This window comes from Pseudomonas sp. P4_D7, assembly GCF_056401755.1.
In genome coordinates this window covers 50,878-68,054 of record NZ_JBFUIR010000022.1, presented here as the reverse complement: position 1 = coordinate 68,054, position 17,177 = coordinate 50,878, and the positions used below count along the sequence as shown (strand labels likewise).

The window sequence follows — 17,177 nt, the reverse complement described above, 5'->3', positions numbered from 1 at the left end:
GACTGACCCACCGCCTTCGCGAGCAAGCTCGCTCCCACAGTCAGCTTTCCAACTTATGAACCGATCAATTCCGCCCGCGCAAATCCGCCGGACTCACCCCAAAAGCCCTCTGAAAATACTGACAAAACCGCCCCACATTACTAAACCCAAACCGCAACGCCACCTCCGTCACCGACCCCGAACCCCGCTGTTTCAACACCGCATAAGCCCGCTCCAGCCGCACCTGCCGCTGATACGCCACAATCGACATCCCGACAAACCGCCGAAATCCCTCCTGCAACGCGCGCTGACTGACATGGCTCAACCGCGCCAGATCCACGCCACTGACCAACTGCTCCGGATGCGCCTGAATAAACTCCACCGCCAACTTCACATGCCTTGGCGCAACCATCGCCGTCGGCCGCTGCAATGCCTCGGAAAAATTATGCGGCCACGCCTCCAGCACCGCATCAATCAACATCTCGCGCAACCGCGACGGCATCAACGTCCCGCTGTTGAGCAACAGATCAAACTCCGCCCCCGTCGCCAGATCAATCAACGCCCGAATCCCCTGAAACGCTGCAGTGTTCAGGTCCACGCTGGGTGCAAAAACGATCTTCTGCAGAATCGGTTTATCCAACAGCATCGACAACCGCTCGGTAAGTTGATGACGATTGATCGACATGCCGTGATGCGCATGATCATCAACAAAGCGCATCGAACGAATATCGGCCTTATCAACCGCCAGGCCCACATGCGTCACACCGATGGACTCGGTCGCGTGATTGAAAACAATCTTGCCCGCCGTGGGGATCACAAACGTGATCTCATCCTGCGGATCGGGAAACGAAACGCTGAAATCGCCGTGGTAATGCATGCGCCGGAAACTGACGCCATCGTGCCGCCCGTAAACGCCGCCGATAATGATGTTCGACGGCAGCGGCGGGGAGTCGGAATATCGGTTGCCGAAGAATCGGGAGAACAACGCGCCGAAGTCGTCGGAACGGAGATTGTCGGAGCGCAGAATGATTTGCTGGCGAACGGGAGTCGGAAACACCTTGGCGGCACCTTCGGTTGGGGGCTCTAGGACTGGGGTGTAGGGCAGGGCGCCGAGGAGATTAGCAGAGGCAATATGACGCGTTTGTGACAGCCAGAAACATGTCGTTACAGGGCCGCCCCACGTTTACGCAACGGACACTCGGCAGGCCATGGCCAACATGGCAACCTGCTCGCAACTGTACTCAGCAAAAAAACCAAGGCATCGCGCCGAGCGCCCAGCCTTGTTTACCGAGACCTGAAAGCATTCAAGTCAATTGGAGCGGCAATGCAAGCCAACACGCAAACACTCCCCATCAGCCTGTCCCCCGAACTCGACTTCGACCAAACCGCCGCCGGCGCTTTCGGCGAATCGCTGACCCACGAATACACCCAGGCCACGCCATTCCCGCACATCGTCATCGACAACTTCCTGCAAGCCGACGTCATCGCCAGCATCCGCGAACACTTCCCGGTCGAACCGACCAACAACGAACAAACCTACGAGCGCGGCTACAAAGGCCAACTCAAACGCCAGATCAGCCCCAACGCCTGCAGCCCGTACCTGAAGAACGTATTCAACACCTTCAACTCCGCACCCATGCTGGAATTCCTCGAAAAACTCACCGGCATTCAAGGGCTGATTCCTGATCCGTATTTTGCTGGCGGTGGATTACACGAAACCAAAACCGGCGGCTTCCTCGGCGTGCACTCGGATTTTCGGCTGAACAAAAAGCTCAATGTTGAGCGTCGGCTGAACGTGATCATTTACCTGACCGAGGACTGGCAGGAGGCGTACGGCGGCAACCTGGAGCTTTGGGATGTGGGGATGAAGAAGTGCCTGAAGAAAGTGCTGCCGATTTATAACCGGTGTGTGATTTTCAATACGGATAAGGACAGCAATCACGGGCATCCGGAGCCGTTGACTACGCCGGAACACATCACTCGGCGGTCGATTGCGCTTTATTACTACACGGCGAGTGGGGTGGGAGGGGAGCCGGGGCAGAGGAATAAAACGCACTATAAGCCGCGGCCTAAGGATCGGTGGAGTTTGCAGTACTACATGAATAAATTGTTTAAGAAGAAGGGGTGAGGAGGTTGCGTAAATCAGGGAAACGGCCTTTTTTTGGACTGGGTGGTAGCAGCTGGTTGTGGTTCAGCTTTCGGCCAATCGCTGCCATTCACGAAAGGCTGCTTTCGGCCAAAAGCTGACATTCAGATCAGAGGGATACGGTGGGCCGGCGTTTGCGCACCTCGACGGATCCACGGCCTATTTCACTCTGAGGAAGAGGTGGAGCAATACACGCAGCGCTAGTAGCGCAGTAGAAATCTAAGGAAAGCTGAAGCCGTTAGATCTCTATGCGGATGGTCCGATCGGTTCACAAAAATATCTAGATGGAATTTCGGTATGTGCTTTTTGGTAGGATCTGTGCTTGAAGTGATTTTTAGCTAGACGAAATTGTTCTAAGCAAGCTGGCTACTTTTGAGTTTGATCGGATTTATGCAGCATCGCCGATCAGAGATAAATAGTAGTATCTGAGAGTCGTATACGATTTTGCGTAAAAATTTTATGGAGTTGAATAATGAAAGCTCGGAAGTTTAGATCGTTGAATCTTGGAAAGCTTACCGTTGTCGCGRCAATTTCTCTCATAATTGGCATCTGGATTGGTGCATGGTGGTGGGTTTCCAATCCATCAGACTTTATCAAAAGTCTGACGACTCAGCCGTTAGCAGATACCTTCAGCAGCGTTAATGCACTGTTTGCGGGGCTAGCATGTGCTGGCGTACTCATCACGATTTATCTTCAAATGCGCGAATTGAGTGTGACTGCAGATGATCTAAAGAAGACAGCAGAAGCCAACACAGCCACGGCGCGTGCGATTAGTGATACAGCCTTGGCTAACAGTGAAATGGCTCGGGCTAGTCTTAAAGTTGCCATCCATGCGGACGAGCGATCAGTATTAGATCTATTTCAAGTTTACTGCAGCCAATATTTTCAGGACGTGAAAAACTCTTCAATGAGCGTGTTGATTCCATGTGTAGCCAGTAAGGAGTACTTTGATTTTGTGGTGAGCCGTTTTTTTGTCGCAGATCAACTTTCTCTCCCACCAAGTTGCTGGGGACGAGTCTCAAAGGTCACATATTCTAAGAGCTATGAAGAATTTATCATTCAGGAGCAGCATCACCGCTACAAACTCGATGAACTTATCAATTTTTTTACCATGTTGACTGGCCGTGATAACGCTTGCGAAATCATCTTGCGCTGTGACTTTTCTTACTCTTGGTGGCGGCCATTGTTTTGGATGATCGCATCTCAGCAAGAACGTCGTATTAATGAGTGCCCACGTGTTCGTGCCTATGCCACACCATTGTATTTTTTAAAGGCGGTGAAAAAGCTAGATGAAATTTATGGTTTTGAACCGTTTTCATCTGATGCTGAGATGTGGGATTTCATAGTTCATCACCCAAAAATTCAAAGTTATAATTTGGACCCAGCGCACGGAGCGCATCTGTCCAGAAGCGCGGTATGAAGGCAAACTTATAAAACTCCAAACTACACCTTTAGCAGGACATGGCGTTGTAGGTTGCCAGCTGCCGACTTGCCGCTGACAACCACCTACCTAACACCTCGGCGAGCAAGCGACCACCTCGTTGCGCGAGACGAGCGGTATGTGGTTAAGACCGGCATTTCGACTTACAGACATGGCCGGCAGTTATCGCAGCATAGTTGACACCCGCTGGCAAATCACGAACGGCAGCTTCCTAGGGGATTGACCTCTTCTGGCTGAAAGCCGCCGTTCGTGAGCGGCAGCTATCGGCCAGAAGCGGACGTTCGTACGCGACCGCTACCGGCCAGCAACAGAGAGTGGACAGACTGATGGCGAAACAGTAGCGTCAGGTTTTTCTAGGAATTTGAACCCATGTCCTCGCCGCTGCACCTCTACAAGTACGAACGCTTTACCGCACAGTCGCTTCAGAACTTGAAGGACCAATTAATCTATTTCAGTTCCCCGCTCGCTTTCAACGACCCTTACGACTGCGCGCTTTCACCGCGCATCAAGGAGCCAACTGACGCCGATGTTGAAAAACTGCGAAGCCATTACTTAGCGAGACCCAAAATCGAAAGTGGCATTCGGCGAGAGTTCGAGAAAGCATCTCCTGATGTGCTTAGGGAAATGCTCCTTCGCATAGGACGGGATACCTTAGATGACATGATCAAAAGATTTCTGTCACAACGTGGGGTCAGCTGCTTTTCAGAGAAGAAGGACAACTTATTGATGTGGTCCCACTACGGGGATCATTGCAAAGGTTTCTGCCTGGAGTTTTCAACCTTGGCCGATCCATTTCACAAGATTAAGAAAGTTCGCTACACACAAAACATGCCCATTCTCGACATTGTTCCGATCCTGTGCGGTGAAGATTCCGACCCTGTCTCCGATCTCTATTGTACCAAAGCGATTGATTGGGCTTATGAGCACGAGTGGCGCGCTATTCATAGCCAAGCCGGCACGGCGTATCGGTATCCTTCCGAAGCACTCACCGGCATCTACTTCGGCCCAGACATGCCCCTCACTGCGATTGAGATTATCGCGTTAGTTCTCGCAGGACAAAATGAACACGTCCAGCTCTGGCAAGGTTCTCGTAGTAAGTCTAACTTCTCAGTTGAATTTCAGCCCGTAAAATACATGTCACATCTGGAAGCAAAGCGGCTAGGACTATTGGGGACAGCAGGCACTTAATCGGCCACCAAAACTGCACCTCGATCCATGATATTTCATGCCCGCCCGGCATAGCAGGCTTCTTTCGGCCAGAAGGGGACGTTGCGAGCGCATCAAATAAATCTGCCCCCTTTTCGAGCTGGAACGGTTCGTCTCGTGTGGATGAGCGCTGATAGCGAAATTTAAGGGTAACCATTTCCGGGATTGTGCGTTAGTGGGAAAGTTTGTGTAACGTTAAATAGTGATTAATATCAACGCAGTAGAGCCAGCAAGGCTACCTGAATCGTAAAAAAATTCTCATGCTCGACTAAAATATTCCGATTATCACTTCACACCTCTAATATGTGGTCTAGTCTGCCTAAATCCTCAAGGACTTGGTGCAGATATGGTCACTCACGATCCCTTACGATTTGTTACTGGCTTAGGGGCGAAATTGGCAACGCGCTCCCGGCACGTATGCACTTTTTTTGGAGCTGGAACTTCAAAGGCATGTGGCTTGCCAGATATTGCCCAGTTACAGGAGCGAGTGCTTGCAGAGCTCAATAATGACCAAAAAGACCAGTTAACGAGACTGCTAACAAATCGGAATTTGGAGCAGGGTCTTAGCAGACTCAGGCGTATATCTGCACTTTTAGGCAATGATCAGACTTTAGATAACTTTACTGCTCAAACGGCATTAGACTTGGATTTAGCCATCTGTCGAATAATTATTAATGAGTTGGATATTTCTAGCGCCAACCTTACTCCTAGTAGGTATTTTGCTGCTTGGCTTGCCCGCGCAAATTACCACATGCCAGTAGAGATTTTTACTGTTAATTATGATCTCTTACTGGAAACCTCACTTGAGGAAATGCAAGTTCCTTATTTTGACGGGTTTATTGGAAATTTGCGAGCTCGCTTCCAGACGGACTTGGTTGAGGTTCGTCCAGGATCTGAAGTAGAAGGTATTCCAGCCTTTTTTTCACGCTTGTGGAAGTTACACGGTTCCGTAAATTGGGCCTGGGAAAATGATCGTCAAATTGTTCGGGTAGGTCAGCCAGTCAGTAATGAAATGGCGGCAGCGATATATCCGTCTGATACAAAATATGAAGAATCTAGGCGTGTACCTTTTCTTGTTCTTCAGGATCGTATGCGTCGAGCGTTTCATCAACCAGAAACACTTGTTTTAGTTGCAGGATATTCGTTCGGAGACGCGCATTTGAACGAACTGATCTTCGACGCCGCGATGCGACGTGAACGCACAGAAATAGTTGTTTTCTGTTATTCAGTCATTCCAGATATTCTGGCAGCGCGAGCACTTTTGACGCCAAATCTTCAGGTTCTAGGCAATCAAGAGGCAATCATTGGTGCAGTAAGGGCCAACTGGCAGGAAATCGAAGAAGAATGCCCAGGTATATATGAAGGTGGCTCGTTCTTGCTTGGAGACTTTAGTAAGCTGGCAGAGTATTTGGCAAAGAGTACTAATCGTGATTTTGATAGTGATATTCGGTTGGAAAGAATATTACAGGCTGCAGCGGAAATTCAAAATATAGGCGCAGGAGAATGAGCATGTCATGGCAGGATCCGACATGCATAGGCAAGGTCAAAAATGTTCTTGGTGCTACGGTAATAGTTGCACTTGATCCTAATCTCGCTGGAGTGGCACCCATCTACCGGGGGCGACTTCAACCTATTGGGCAAATTGGATCGCTTGTTCGAATTCCTCAGGGCCTTATCGATCTTATTGCTACCGTTACTCTTGTGGGTATCGCAGAACTTGTGGGGAAAGTAGCTCTTTCCGATGCTATCGAGCGTGACGAGCGTTGGTTGGAGATTCAATTACTCGGAGAGATTGATCGAGCGACGGGTAGGTTTCAACGAGGCGTTGGTGTATTTCCCGGACTCGATGATCCAGTCCATTTCGCGACGCCTGAAGAACTCGCCGCAATTTTTCCTCATGCGGATAATGAACACTTACGGTTAGGGTGTTTGTCTGCAGCCGAAGATGTCCCTATTTGCCTTGATGCAAAAAAACTGGTCGTGCGACATGCCGCGGTAGTCGGATCAACAGGATCCGGCAAAACGACCGTGGTGGCATCTCTACTGCAAAGTTTTATTAGAGGCGGCTGGGACGCAGCCAATATCGTAGTTGTAGATCCTCACGGAGAATATGCACGCGCTCTTGCGGAAAGCTCTTCCGTTCGTAGTGTGCTCGCTGACGATATGAACCGCCTCAGGGTTCCATATTGGGCATTGCCCGCAAGTGACATAGTTAGAATATTTGCCGGTGTGCTAGGCGGCCCGACATTCACCAATCGATTTAACGAGCTCGTGGCGCAGGCCCGTCGAGAGTTTGTTGCCAATTCAAGCTGGTTAACTCTTGATCCAAATGCCGTCACTGCCGATACGCCAATTCCATTTGATATCCGTCCAATTTGGCACCAACTGGACTCAGAAAATCGTGAGACTCGCCGAGTGAAATCGGATCCCGGAACAGTGTGCCAGCTTGATTCGGGTGATGCTGCGACGTTGCGATCGGCCCAATTCGAACCATATGGACCTGGAGGGCAACCGCCTCATCAAGGTCCTACATTCGGAGTCTACGGTTCAACACCCGATCTAATCCGTTTAGGGCTACTTGACCCTCGTCTACGCTTTTTTCAAGAGCCTGCGGGTGATCCAGTTGGCACTGATCCACTGGTAGAAGTGATGCAAGATTGGTTAGGTGGGAATCGCGCAATATCGGTACTAGATTTCAGTGGGGTTCCTGCCGAAGCTGCAGACCTCGCAATCGGCGTCATCTTAAATATGCTGTTCGAAGTCGCGTTGCGAAGTGAGCCGGAGGGACCTGGAATTGGCCGTCCAAGTCCGGTTTTAATCGTATTGGAGGAAGCGCATCGTTATCTCGGAGCATCTGCGAGTGCTGTTACGCGAGACTCAGCTAATCGGATAGCACGAGAGGGGCGTAAATACGGTGTTGGTTTGCTGTTGGTGACCCAGCGGCCAACTGAACTCCCGGAAACAGCGCTAGCACAGTGTGGAACGATAATTGCGCTTCGACTTACGAACGCAGGAGATCAAGGAGCAATTCGTGCTGCATTACCTGATAGCGTGGCAGGGTTGGCATCGGTTTTACCGTCATTGCGGACGGGAGAAGCTATAGTCAGCGGAGAAGCGCTTGTACTGCCGGTTCGAGCGATGTTAGATAAACCTAATCCAATGCCGCGGGCAGAAGACCCCTCTCTTGAGTCTTGGCGTCAAGCTCCGCATCTTCCAAATGTAAGTGAACCATTAGCCGCATGGCGCGGCACATACGAGGCTGAAGATGACTGAATGGATTGCTGTTTTTGGTTCAACTCGAATAGTTGCAGAAAGATATGATGCGAGTTCGGAAATCATTTATGTCAGATTTCCCAATGGAGTGGAATGGTGGTACTCAGCTTGTCCCCCGCACGTGTGGGAAGCATTCACTGCCCCCGGACAGTCTAGAGGCCAATTTATTCATACGACACTTAACCATAAACCAAATGGGCGAAATGCTTGAGGAAGCTCAGCGACACCTACTTATCCGCGCGTTTTAGTGGTGCGGTAAGTCTCGCTGCTGATTCATTAACGAGCTTCAAGGACATAGCCTATTAGGTTGGAAAAGTGGACGGATTTGTTTCTGTCTTGGTGGGCCTGTCTGATCAACCTCCATGACGGCATCCCAACCGTCATGGAGGTTTTTTCGTTACTCCGTCGGCACTACGTTATCCAACGCCCGATTCACCGCCAACTCCCCTAGCATCACCACCTGCGCAATGCCTTGCAGTGTCTTGCGTGCCGGTCCCTGCACCAGCCCGATAACATCCCCAAGCATCACCGAAGCCGAACCGAGTGATTCACTGGCATTCACCAGCAGTTCCTCAGTCTTGGTGTTCGGGTTGGCGATAAACATCTTGTTGGTTTGGTACGGGGTGAGCATGATTTCCGGGGCAGGGCCGAGGTAATGGGAGAGGGCGCGGTCGACGGCTTCGTTGAATTTCTTTGCGTCGGGGGATTCGTCGCCCGCAATCGGATCGGTTTCTGGCGGATTTGGTGTGATCTTGAACATGATGTAACTCCCTTGTGTCGCTTAAAAGGAGCCATCACCCACTCGCTACCAAACGATGGGTGGCGGCCATGCACAGGTTGGTAGACCGGGACACAAGGAAAACCGGCGCGCTCGAAAGCGCCCTGCGCATGACCACCATAAAAGCCAGGCGAAGACTTTCGCCAATAGTGAAATTGCGCACCTTGTATACACGGGCTACCAAACCCGATCACTGCTATTCAGTGACCGACCCACGATAGAACCCGCCCACCCGGCGCACAAGCCGGCGGATTCTGGCGTAGTCGTAGGCAACGGCGCAAGGCGTTGTAGCCTGTCGGACGTATCTCGGAACGTTTTTAAACCGGTCGTTGAAATGCCAGGCGTGTGAGGCCTGGCATCCTTAAACAGCGTCGATCATCACCGCGCATCAAGCCCCGGTTTTACTTACACACGGCATCCGCCACGCGATAACCATCCACCAGCAGTGCTTTGCTCACGTCCAGTTCGATGCGGCAGCTCTGTTCGGCTTTTTCGCCCCATTTCATTTGGTAGACCTTGCCTTCACCCACCGACAGCAACACTTGACCGGCCTGGCCGACGACGCCGGCGCTGGCGCCTTTTTCGTTGGTGATGGGCGTGCCGAACGGCGGTTGTTTGCCGTCCTTGAGGCGCACGTTGAGCAAGGCTTTTTCCGAGCGGCTGGCGGCGAAGCTGGCTTTGACCACGGCGCCGCGACGGGGCACGACGTTGGTCACGCCTTCTTCGATGTCGATGTTGTTGTCCAGCTCGCCGGTGTCGAGGGCCACGCGGTTTTTGCGGTACGGCGTGACGTACGGCACGAGGGCGTAACCCTTGGCGTTGGTCAGGGTGCCGGGGGCGTTGAGGACGCCGACGTCCGGGGTGTCTTTGACTTCGACCAGGGCCACGGTTTCGCCGAGGGTCTGGCCGAATTCGAGGCCGTCGCTGTGGCCGAGCACGGAGCCGGCGGCGCTCACCGAGGTCTGACGGTAGCCGCTGCCGACRCTGACGCCCGCGCCGAGTTGGGCGAACGGTGCGCGGTAGCCGATCAGGGCCGAGCCGTTGTTGCCGCCGTTGTCGGAGCGGTTGGCGTTGACGTTGTAGTTGAGGTTACCGTCGCGACCGCTCAGGCCGGCACGCTGGTCGAGGCTGCCGTCGTTGTTGCGCGTGACGGTGTAGGTGCCGGTGCTGCGCGTCTGGCCGATGGGCATCGACACGCTGAACACCACTTGATTGTTCTGGCCGAAGTTGTCGGTCAGGGTCTTGCTCGCGTAAACGCCGTAGGTCACGCCTTTGTACTGAGTGTTGAAGCCCAATTGCATCTGTTTGTCTTCGCGCGAGGTGCCCCAATAGTTCTGCTTGCTCATGTTCAGGTAGAACGAGCCGTAGCTGTCGAGCGCCTGGTTGATGCTGGCTTCGACTTTGCTGCGCTTGGAGAAGGTGTTGAATTCGTTCGGCTCTTGCAGACGCACCGCTTCATCAAAGTCGCGATAGCCTTCGGTGGAATAGCGATACCCGGCGAAGCGTACCGAGGTGCCAGTCTCGAAGGCCTTGCCGTAACGCACGCCAAAACTCTGGCCTTTCTCTTTACCGGCCGCGACCCCGGAACCGCTCGGCACGTCGGTCTGGGCCTGGGTCACGTCCAGCGACACGGCGCCCAGACTGCCGAGGCTTTTGCCGACGCCCACAACACCCGCCCRATAGAAATCAGCGCCCAGCAGGCCACCATATAACGTTAGATCGAACGGCAAGCCGTAAGCCAGCGACGCCTGGGCGAAGGCCGGACGCTGGCCGCCGTCGACGGCGTTGTACTCACCGGCGGTGGCGCTGTAACGCCAGGTTTTTTCCCGCAGCATGTTGGCCAGCGTGGCGTACGGCTGGGTGAAGCGCCGCTCGCGGCCGTCGGCTTCGGTGATGATGACTTCGAGGTCGCCGCTGCCCGACGCGGCGTTGAGGTCGTCGATTTCGAATGCGCCCGGCGCCACGTAGGTGGTGTACAGCGAGTAGCCGTTCTGCCGCACTTCGACCTTGGCCTGGGTTTCGGCGATGCCGCGAATGATCGGCGCATAACCCTGCATCGAGTCCGGCAGCATGCCCATGTCCGACGCCACTTGGGCGCCGCGAAACGGAATGCTGTCGAACACGTCGCCCGGGGTGAAGCTTTCGCCGAGGGTCAGGGTGCCTTTGATCGCGGTCAAATCGCGCTGTGCGTAGGTGTTGCTGCGCTGCCAGTCCTGCTGGCCGTCTTCGTCCTGACGGAACGAGGAGCTGGAGCGAAAACGCCAGTCGCCGAGGTTGAATCCGCCGTTGGCGTAGAGGTTGTACTGCGTGCCGTTGCCACGGGCGTCGGACTGGGTGTTGGCCGCCGAGAACTGATAGTTGAGCATCGCCGCGTTGATCCCGCGATCCCATTCTTCGGGCGCGACATAACCGGCGGCATCGCGGCGCAGAGCGATCTGCGGCACGCTGATGTCGAGGGCCAGACGCCCGGCGTCGAAGCTCACCGAAGCGCCTTCGATCAGTTCGGCAAGGTCGATGCACGCGGGGAATGTTTCGCCCGGGGGCAGGAACGCATCGACCTTGACCCCCAGTTCCTTGAGAAACGCTTCGGACAGACACGCGCGCACTTCAGCGCTTTTTGCGTCCTTGGCGAAGGTCATGTCGCGGCGGTCGAAAAAGCTCTGGTTCAGCCGGATCACCACCGGATACGTGCCGGGGCCAATGCTGCCGCTGTTGGCGATGGCGTCCAGATCGAGGTTGGGCCCGGCGCTGGCGCCGCCGAAGGGCTGCATGAAGCTGGCATCAAACTTCGCCGGTTCATCTGCGCTCGCCGAGCTGCCCATCAGCGCCGCGAGGATGGCGACCGACAGATGCAATGGAACAAAAGGCGCGGACTGACGATGACGGTTCAGGGCTTCGATTCGCATGACAATACTCAACACTCGGCCGCCACGCGGCATCGGCAGCGTGCAGGCAGGTTCGCAAGGAAAGGGGGGGCGGTGTTACGGGGCRCTGCTCAGCTCGACTTTTTTCGGCTCGCTGTAACCGCCGTAGTCGTTGATCGCGGAGAACACCACCGCGCCGCTGCGGCCGCTGAAACCTGGCAGTGCGTAACGCTGGCTGCTCATCGGCGCGACCATTTTCGGTTCATTGACTTCAAGGACTTGCGCACCGGCCTCGACTTTCACGCCGATAAAGGACACGTGAAACGCTGTCGGGTTGTTGACCACCAGCACCGGTTTGCCTTGTTCCTGTTGCAGGCTCCAGCGCAGTTGCGGCGGTGCCTCCATCGCGCTGCCCTTGAGGGTGGGCGGGCGATAGAAGACTTTGATCCGCGTACGCATGGCGATTTTCAGGGTGTTGGCGTCGGCCTTGCCGGCCAGCGGAATTTCCTGGGCGTTGAAGTAGAAGACCGATTCGCGGTCTTGCGGCAGATCGCCGGGGACTTTCTGGATGCGCACCATTTGCTCTTTGCGCGGATCGAGGCGAAACAGCGGCGGGGTGGCCACGAACGGGGTCGCGGTGGTGTTGTCGTCGGCTTCGGTGTTGATCCAGGCTTGCACCGCGTAGGGCTCGGCCGTGGTGTTGCTGACGGTGATCGAGGCATCGCGTTTGTTGCCGTCGTACACGATACGCGTGCCGCCGAGCATCACACCGGCCTGGCTGAAACTGCTGAGTAACGTTGCGCTCAACAACACGGCCAATACCGATGCGGTTTTGAAGGAGGTTTTTGCTGGGTTCATTGCGTTCATCCTCTTGTCGGCACGGCCACAAAAACCGTGGCAAAGGGAAGGGCATCCGGCAGCGCCAATCGCCGCCGGAGGCTGACCGGACTTACTGGTAGTCGACGGTAAACGCGGCTTTGGCGTTGGCCGGACCGGAAGTGGCTGCGCCGGTGGCGACGTAGTTGGCGGTGAAGCGCAGCGGCTGGGTCAGGTCCAGATAAGGCGAGGATTCCAGGCCCAGTTGCACGTCTTTGCCGGACGCATCCTTGATCTGCACGGCGACGTTGGTGGCCACGCCGGCTTCTGGCAGCAGACCGATCCACTGGCCGCTGGAACCGGCGTTGCCGCTCAGCGAAAGGAACTTGACCACGGCTTTCTTGCCGGTGACGTTGCAGCCCGGTGCGGTGGTGTCAATGGTCAGGGTGAACGCGCCGCCACCCGCCACTGCACCAGCCGTGGCCAGAGAGGTCGCCGGCACACTGCCGAGGCCAACGTCGCCGGCACCGGCCGAACCGTTGAGGTCGGAAACCACTACCGGGCAGGTGTTGTCGGTCACGCTGCCGACAAAGTTGATTTCACCGTCAGCGGCCATTGCAGCTTGCGAAGCGGCTGCCAGAACCAGGGCCAGGGACAAACCTTTGAGCGCAAAATTTTTCATGATCACTTCCAGATATTGAGTAAATGTCCTGAAGCCCGAAGGCCCTGAGACGGATCGACGTCGCCATCCCTTCGGGGGTAGAGCGTGGCGTCTGAGGCTCATTATCGGGATGCGGATCCGGGCGCTATGTAGGGAAAATCCCTTTGCTTGTAGGAAAATTCCTAGCGCTGCTATGGGATCAATAAGTCGTCGCCAAAAAAAACGCCCCGCCTTTGGCACCGCGCGAAATGGGCGATGGCAAAGGGGAGCGTCGGGAAAAACAGGTGGACCCTTGTTGGTGGATTTCAGCGGTAAGTCACGGTGAAGCTCGCATGGCCATTGGCGGTGCCGGGCTGCGGCGTCGGCCCATCGCCGGTCTGGATATAACGGGCTCGGAGCGGCACCGAAGTCACGCCGTTGACGATCCGATTGAGGCGTACGGGCTGGCCCAGATTCATCGGCGTGCCGTTGTCCTGCAACACCTGAATGGCCACGCCTTGCGCCGTCGAATCGCGCGACAGGCTCAGGACACCATTGGCCGCGTCGAGGATGGTTGAGGTCTTGTCGGCATCGATCTGAATGTTGGCGAAGTTGCCATTGAAGTAGCCGTTGGTGTTCGACGGGTAGTTGTTGCCGGCGATGCAGGCGTTGAGGGTAATGGGGAACGGCTGGGCCTGGGTGGTGGAGTTCTTGCCGTTGAATACGCGTTTTTCCCAAGTACCCATCGGCACGTTGATCTGGTTGCCCGGTGCGGCCGGCATCGAACAACCGGCCAGGGTTACGGTGGCGGTGAAGGTCAGGTCGAACATTGGACCCATGTCCGAAGTGCCAGTGGCGACCAGTTGATTGATGGTGTGGGTGCCGGGCGCGATGTCACCGGTCTTGATCAGCGCATAACGCATCATCGCCTGGTTCATGTTCGCCTGGCTTGGAGCGGTACGATTCATGTTGAAGGGAATGAATCGGCTGGGGTTACCCGGCGGCGGAATCCAGGCGGCAGCGAAACCCGTCATGTAGATGGCCAGGCCAATGCCGGGCACGTTGGTCTGCAGTAAGGCATTGGCTGGCACATTCATCACGTCCACCGGAATGTTCACCGCCACCGGACCGACCAGTGTCGTGTTATAGGAAGCGGTGCCATAACACTGCAAGGTGTCACCGAAATTCAGCTGTCGCATGGTGCCGTTGGTATTCAACGTGGTGCCGATCGGTACGTCTCGCGGCGCGAATACCGCGCCGCCGGTGAGCGTCAACTGCTTGACCGTATTGTTGCCCGTCGCCCAGGTGCAAGCCGCCATCGCCGGCGCGGCCATCAGCATCAACGCCGTTGCGCCAAGCCCGCCCAGCATCCCTAACCCGATCTTCATGGTGTGTGCCCTCCTGAGAAGAAAACGGCCATTCAATGCAGGCTGACTGCATCTGGACGTTGTTGGCGTCGGCCAACGAAGGGCTGAATTATCAGGATCACGAGGCGCGCATTGAATAGCCGGCTTCCCGCTGGCTTGTAGGAAATTTCCCAGAGAATTTCCCTGCCAGACAGGCGCCGACGCCCAGGGTGAGTGTCACCGCGTTGGCGTGGTAAACAGCTTCACCGCCCAGAATCCGCAATGCTCAGGGGTGGTCCGATGCGCGCACGGTGTTTCACTACTTCGTCGAAGGCGCGGCAGTTTGGGGGACTTATGCGAGTGGGCATATTCCCATGGGTAACCAGGTTGGCCGAGTGACCGGGCCTGACAGTGTCGAGCTGCTTTATCAGTGCATCACCACGGGTGGCGAGATTCGTGCGGATTGGTCGCGGGGCGTTGTGGGGGGGGATGAGGCGGGGCAGTCGAGTTATGTTGAGGTGGTCGCGTAGCGCTCAAGGTTTGTTGCTTGTTCCGCATTGAACGCATATTGAGATTCAATCCCGCAGTGGTCCTGCTTTCTTCCGGATAGTAAAGCGCCCAAGGGTTTGGCGTGTCCTGGATGGTTAGGACCGCTTACTGCCTTGGGCGAGATGGGCGCAGATTAGGTGGGTGCAACGTAGACGTCAACTCTTCGCCATCAAATCCCACGTGCGCATCACCTGCGTAATCGCCGCATCAATACTCTCAATCGACGTGTCATCCCGAGCAAGGATGGAAATCCCCTGCAAGAAACTGTCGAACACCGTCGCCATGGCGGCTCCGTTCGTGTCCTCCGCTAACATTCCTTCACTCACACCACGCTCGACACACGCCACAATCCCCGCGCGGGTTCGGGCGCGGGAGTGGGTGAGGGCTTGAGCGACGTGGGCGTTTTCCGGGCTCGGGGCGCTCATGACGCCGAGGGTGACCATGCAGCCTTTGGGGTGGCCGTCGTCGCATTGCATGCGTGCCGACTGGCGCAGCGCGGTCTCGATGGCTTGGCGTGGCGGCAGGGTTGCGTCCCACAGGCATTCGGTGACCTGGGCGAAGGTCGTCAGGTAACGCTGCACGCATTCGTCGAACAGGGCTTCTTTGGAGCCGAACGCGGCGTAGAAGCTTGGCGCGGAGATGCCGCCGCCCAACTGCGCCTTCAACAGGGCGAGGGAGGTCGAGTCGTAGCCGTGTTGCCAGAACAATTGCATCGCCTGGTCAACGGCGTCGTCGCGATCGAAAGCGCGGGGGCGACCGGTTCTGGCCATAGCTGAAGCTCCTCGGAAAGTGATTTGGATACTAGTCGATACATAAGTCGTTGACAACGTGCCTCGGCTGCCGCCAGTATTTTATATCGATCGGTATTCAAGTCTGACATTCTGCGCTCAAGGAGTTTCCCGTGACACCTTCAATGACTCTATCGGCAGCGCCCAAACGCTTGCCCATCGGCGCCTTGCTGGCGCTGGCCATGACCGGTTTTATCTGCATCGTTACCGAAACCTTGCCCGCCGGGCTGTTGCCGCTGATCAGCGATGGCCTGGCAATTTCGCCTTCCATGGCCGGGCAAATGGTCACCGCGTACGCGCTGGGCTCGGTGCTGGCGGTGATCCCGATGACCATCGCCACGCGCGGCTGGCGTCGGCGCAATGTGTTGTTGCTGACGATTGTTGGTTTTCTGTTGTTCAATTCGATCACGGCGTTGTCGTCGCATTATGGTGTGACGCTGGTGGCGCGGTTTTTCGCCGGGGTTGCGGCAGGTCTGGCGTGGAGTTTGTTGGCCGGTTATGCGCGGCGGATGGTCGACCCTGATCAGCAGGGTAAGGCGTTGGCACTGGCGATGGTCGGTACGCCGATTGCCTTGTCTTTGGGGGTGCCGCTCGGCACATGGCTGGGAGGGCTGGTCGGTTGGCGTACGACGTTCGGCATTATGTCCGGGCTGACTTTGATTTTGATCGTCTGGGTGCTGGTGAAAGTCCCCGACTATCCACCACAGCCTGCGCATCAGCGCCTGTCGCTGCGCGATGTGCTGACGACGCCGGGCGTCCGACCGGTGCTGGCGGTGGTGATCAGCTGGATGCTGGCGCACAACATTCTCTACACCTACATCGCGCCGTTTGTGGCTCCGGCGGGGCTGACGGATCGCGTGGATCTGGTGTTGTTGGTGTTTGGTCTCGCGGCGTTGGCGGGGATCTGGCTGACGGCGAAACTGGTTGAGCCGCTGTTGCGCAAGACCGTTCTGGTGAGTCTGGCCACGTTTGCACTGGTGTGCGTAGGGTTCGGCTTTTACGGACGGGTGCCGGAGGTGATTTATCTGGGCGTGTTGGTGTGGGGATTGAGTTTTGGCGGTGCGGCGACGCTGTTGCAGACGGCTCTGGCGGATGCGGCGGGGGATGGCGCGGACGTGGCGTTGTCGTTGAATGTGGTGGCGTGGAATAGCGCGATCGCGGGCAGCGGCGTGGTCGGCGGGGTGCTGCTGGATCGATGGGGTGTTGCCTCGTTTCCGTGGGCGATGGTGGTGCTGGTGAGTGTGGGGTTTGCCATTGCGTTCGCCGCACGGGTGCACGGGTTCAGGTCGGGGCCGCGTGTTGCTGGAGCGGCGGCGGTTGCCGGGCACTGATGCCCGGAGGTGTCGGGCGG

15 protein-coding genes are annotated in these 17,177 nt (G+C 56.0%); 8 read left to right on the top strand and 7 right to left on the bottom strand.

The genetic code is table 11. The annotated features are described in order from the left end of the window. Positions 1 to 64: 64 nt before the first annotated feature. Positions 65 to 1,036, bottom strand: a complete 972-nt coding sequence (locus AC1DVF_RS15965; protein ID WP_477782761.1) for a helix-turn-helix transcriptional regulator — start codon at positions 1,034 to 1,036, stop codon at positions 65 to 67. A gap of 267 nt (positions 1,037 to 1,303) precedes the next feature. On the opposite strand from AC1DVF_RS15965, the gene AC1DVF_RS15960 reads away from it, so the two are divergent. The 6 genes from AC1DVF_RS15960 (at position 1,304) to AC1DVF_RS15935 (ending at position 8,256) form a co-directional block, all read left to right on the top strand. Further along, positions 1,304 to 2,107 carry a 2OG-Fe(II) oxygenase gene (locus tag AC1DVF_RS15960; protein ID WP_477782760.1) on the top strand — a complete coding sequence of 268 codons (804 nt, stop codon included), beginning with the start codon at positions 1,304 to 1,306 and terminating at the stop codon, positions 2,105 to 2,107. A 490-nt stretch (positions 2,108 to 2,597) separates the two neighbouring features. Continuing rightward, a complete protein-coding gene (locus tag AC1DVF_RS15955; protein ID WP_477782759.1) occupies positions 2,598 to 3,545 on the top strand; it encodes a hypothetical protein in 948 nt (315 codons plus the stop codon). Positions 3,546 to 3,935: 390 nt separating this feature from the next. Continuing rightward, positions 3,936 to 4,754, top strand: a complete 819-nt coding sequence (locus AC1DVF_RS15950) for a DUF2971 domain-containing protein (RefSeq protein ID WP_038369726.1) — start codon at positions 3,936 to 3,938, stop codon at positions 4,752 to 4,754. A 364-nt stretch (positions 4,755 to 5,118) separates the two neighbouring features. After that, a complete protein-coding gene (locus AC1DVF_RS15945; RefSeq protein WP_477782758.1) occupies positions 5,119 to 6,279 on the top strand; it encodes an SIR2 family protein in 1,161 nt (386 codons plus the stop codon). 2 nt (positions 6,280 to 6,281) lie between these two features. Then, the gene (locus AC1DVF_RS15940) at positions 6,282 to 8,045 is read left to right on the top strand and encodes an ATP-binding protein (RefSeq protein ID WP_235372478.1); all 1,764 of its coding nucleotides are present in this window, start codon (positions 6,282 to 6,284) and stop codon (positions 8,043 to 8,045) included. Further along, positions 8,038 to 8,256, top strand: coding sequence for a KTSC domain-containing protein (locus AC1DVF_RS15935; protein ID WP_080750828.1), 219 nt, complete (start codon positions 8,038 to 8,040; stop codon positions 8,254 to 8,256). Before AC1DVF_RS15940 ends, AC1DVF_RS15935 begins: the two co-directional genes overlap by 8 nt. A gap of 186 nt (positions 8,257 to 8,442) precedes the next feature. Here the strand turns inward: AC1DVF_RS15935 and AC1DVF_RS15930 are convergent, their stop codons facing one another. The 5 genes from AC1DVF_RS15930 to AC1DVF_RS15910 form a co-directional block, all read right to left on the bottom strand. Continuing rightward, positions 8,443 to 8,805, bottom strand: a complete 363-nt coding sequence (locus AC1DVF_RS15930) for a DUF6124 family protein (protein WP_095111968.1) — start codon at positions 8,803 to 8,805, stop codon at positions 8,443 to 8,445. A gap of 419 nt (positions 8,806 to 9,224) precedes the next feature. After that, entirely contained in the window at positions 9,225 to 11,729 is a 2,505-nt protein-coding gene (locus AC1DVF_RS15925) for a fimbria/pilus outer membrane usher protein (protein WP_477782757.1), read from the bottom strand. A 75-nt stretch (positions 11,730 to 11,804) separates the two neighbouring features. Next, on the bottom strand, positions 11,805 to 12,545 hold the full coding sequence (locus AC1DVF_RS15920) for a fimbrial biogenesis chaperone (RefSeq protein ID WP_477782756.1): 741 nt from the start codon (positions 12,543 to 12,545) through the stop codon (positions 11,805 to 11,807). Positions 12,546 to 12,636: 91 nt separating this feature from the next. Beyond that, positions 12,637 to 13,185 carry a fimbrial protein gene (locus tag AC1DVF_RS15915; RefSeq protein WP_093433268.1) on the bottom strand — a complete coding sequence of 183 codons (549 nt, stop codon included), beginning with the start codon at positions 13,183 to 13,185 and terminating at the stop codon, positions 12,637 to 12,639. Positions 13,186 to 13,469: 284 nt separating this feature from the next. Then, positions 13,470 to 14,531, bottom strand: a complete 1,062-nt coding sequence (locus AC1DVF_RS15910; RefSeq protein WP_477782755.1) for a fimbrial protein — start codon at positions 14,529 to 14,531, stop codon at positions 13,470 to 13,472. Positions 14,532 to 14,764: 233 nt separating this feature from the next. Between AC1DVF_RS15910 and AC1DVF_RS15905 the strand changes: the two genes are divergently transcribed. Continuing rightward, positions 14,765 to 15,019 (top strand): avidin-fold protein, encoded by a 255-nt coding sequence (locus AC1DVF_RS15905; protein ID WP_477782763.1) that lies wholly within the window; start codon positions 14,765 to 14,767, stop codon positions 15,017 to 15,019. 174 nt (positions 15,020 to 15,193) lie between these two features. Here AC1DVF_RS15905 and AC1DVF_RS15900 read toward each other — a convergent pair whose 3' ends face one another. Then, positions 15,194 to 15,808, bottom strand: coding sequence for a TetR/AcrR family transcriptional regulator (locus AC1DVF_RS15900; protein WP_477782754.1), 615 nt, complete (start codon positions 15,806 to 15,808; stop codon positions 15,194 to 15,196). A gap of 131 nt (positions 15,809 to 15,939) precedes the next feature. On the opposite strand from AC1DVF_RS15900, the gene AC1DVF_RS15895 reads away from it, so the two are divergent. Further along, the gene (locus AC1DVF_RS15895; RefSeq protein WP_477782753.1) at positions 15,940 to 17,157 is read left to right on the top strand and encodes an MFS transporter; all 1,218 of its coding nucleotides are present in this window, start codon (positions 15,940 to 15,942) and stop codon (positions 17,155 to 17,157) included. Positions 17,158 to 17,177: the final 20 nt, after the last annotated feature.

Bases quoted from the DNA above. Each gene is read 5' to 3' on its own strand.
- AC1DVF_RS15935 (WP_080750828.1), top strand. From the start codon at position 8,038: ATGACTGAATGGATTGCTGTTTTTGGTTCAACTCGAATAGTTGCAGAA.
- AC1DVF_RS15945 (WP_477782758.1), top strand. From the start codon at position 5,119: ATGGTCACTCACGATCCCTTACGATTTGTTACTGGCTTAGGGGCGAAA.
- AC1DVF_RS15930 (WP_095111968.1), bottom strand. From the start codon at position 8,805: ATGTTCAAGATCACACCAAATCCGCCAGAAACCGATCCGATTGCGGGC.
- AC1DVF_RS15950 (WP_038369726.1), top strand. From the start codon at position 3,936: ATGTCCTCGCCGCTGCACCTCTACAAGTACGAACGCTTTACCGCACAG.
- AC1DVF_RS15940 (WP_235372478.1), top strand. From the start codon at position 6,282: ATGTCATGGCAGGATCCGACATGCATAGGCAAGGTCAAAAATGTTCTT.
- AC1DVF_RS15900 (WP_477782754.1), bottom strand. From the start codon at position 15,808: ATGGCCAGAACCGGTCGCCCCCGCGCTTTCGATCGCGACGACGCCGTT.
- AC1DVF_RS15910 (WP_477782755.1), bottom strand. From the start codon at position 14,531: ATGAAGATCGGGTTAGGGATGCTGGGCGGGCTTGGCGCAACGGCGTTG.
- AC1DVF_RS15960 (WP_477782760.1), top strand. From the start codon at position 1,304: ATGCAAGCCAACACGCAAACACTCCCCATCAGCCTGTCCCCCGAACTC.
- AC1DVF_RS15915 (WP_093433268.1), bottom strand. From the start codon at position 13,185: ATGAAAAATTTTGCGCTCAAAGGTTTGTCCCTGGCCCTGGTTCTGGCA.